Consider the following 1,587-nt stretch of genomic DNA (forward strand, 5'->3'; position numbering starts at 1 on the left):
CCGGCCCTGCCGCCACCCACGCGCGCCTGCCTCGCCATGGTGCCGGCCTGCGCCGTCGCCGCGCGCCCGCCGCTGGCGCTGTGGTCACCAGATAGAAACCTGAATGAACATATTTCCCGGGCTGGCCTGTCCATAATGGACCAGCCGTTGTGCGTCTCCACTATGGAACAAATGTTACAGGCCCTCGCCTGCACGCCATGATCGGCTGCAGGACATTGGGGGCGTAATTTGATGATGGATGTCGGACACGACACCGGCTTTTCACGCGACTTTGGGGACGCTGGTTATTTTGGGGCCGGTCGGCCGGCGCCCGGTACGATTTGTGTGCGGCGTACCGACGAAGCGATGGCGACCGAACCGGTTGCGCCGGGCCTCGAGCTGCCGGCGATGGCCGATCCCGCAACCGCGCCGGCCTCCGCCATCGCCCGCCAGGTGGCGGACATGGCGCAGGGTCTGGCGGCGCTGGCCGACAAGCTGGTCGAGCAGCCGCAACCCGTCTCTGGCGACGTGGCGGAGGCCGATTGCATCGCCTTCCTGGAAAGCCAGTTCCGCATTCGCCGCCTGCGCGCCCGGCACCTGCCCGGCATGTCGTTCGGCGAGCCGGCGTGGGACATCCTGCTGGATCTGGCGGTTGCCCATTACTGGCGCCGCGAAACCTCGGTGACCAGCCTGTGCATTGCCGCTGACGTGCCCAGCACCACGGCGCTGCGCTGGATCAGCAGCATGACCAGGGAAGGCCTGATCGTGCGCCGCAGTTGCCAGCGCGACGGTCGTCGCAGTTTCCTGGCGATTTCGCCGGCCAGTTACCAGGCAATGCTGGCGCTGGCTGCCGATGCGCTGCGCACCATTGCCCGGGTGCGCGCCCGCTATCTGCGCGGCTGATCGCGGCGGCCATACCCCCAATCAGGGGCTGGCACAGCCCGCCGCTGGCCCTATGCTGGCGGCCGTGAGCCAGCCCGCCCTGTTCAATATTCCCCTGCATGTCGCCTTTGCCGACGCGCTGGCGGCGGGGCTGCTGGCGCGCACCGCCGGCGATCCGCTGGCGCTGGCGCGCTGCCTGGTGTTGCTGCCCAACCGCCGCGCCGTCACCGCCCTCACCGAAGCCTTTGTTCGGCAATTGCCCGAGGCGGCAACCGGGCGCGGCCTGCTGCTGCCGCGCATGGTGCCGGTGGGCGATCTGGATGATGCCGGCTTTGATCGGCTGGCGGCCGGGGAAGCGCTGGTTGATCCGGCCGTGCCCACGCTGTTGCGACGGCTGGAGCTGGCGCGGCTGGCCGGCGGCTTGCCCAATGGTCCTGTTGCTGCGGAGCGGTCGGCAGTTGAGCGACTGCGGCTGGGCGATGCGCTTGGCGAGGTGCTCGATGCGTTGCTGGCCGAAGAGGTAGAGCCCGAAGCCCTGCGCGCCGCCGCCGACGGCCAGGACCTCGCCGACCACTGGCAGAAGACCTTGGCCTTTCTGGAACTGATCATCGCCGTGTGGCCCGCCGCACGCGCCGGCCATGGCGGCACCGAAGGCGCCACGCGTCTCGCCGCCCTGATCGATGCCACCATCGCGCGCTGGGCGGCGGCGCCGCCCGCCGGTCTGGT

At 69.8% G+C, this 1,587-nt stretch carries 2 protein-coding genes and 1 pseudogene; all 3 read left to right on the forward strand.

The genetic code is table 11. The features are described 5' to 3' along the window. Positions 1 to 201: hypothetical protein (locus GJ693_RS17415; RefSeq protein WP_207789975.1), on the forward strand; the 201-nt coding region annotated here is incomplete at its 5' end. Between the two features lie 123 nt (positions 202 to 324). Continuing rightward, positions 325 to 882: a winged helix DNA-binding protein gene (locus tag GJ693_RS15910; RefSeq protein ID WP_197042287.1), complete on the forward strand. Its 558-nt coding sequence runs from the start codon at positions 325 to 327 to the stop codon at positions 880 to 882. Between the two features lie 64 nt (positions 883 to 946). Continuing rightward, a pseudogene (locus GJ693_RS15915) lies at positions 947 to 1,587 on the forward strand (double-strand break repair protein AddB); the annotation flags it as partial.

Origin of the sequence: Sandarakinorhabdus oryzae (assembly GCF_009733735.1) — a bacterium.
Taxonomy (GTDB): Bacteria; Pseudomonadota; Alphaproteobacteria; order Sphingomonadales; family Sphingomonadaceae; genus Sandarakinorhabdus; species Sandarakinorhabdus oryzae.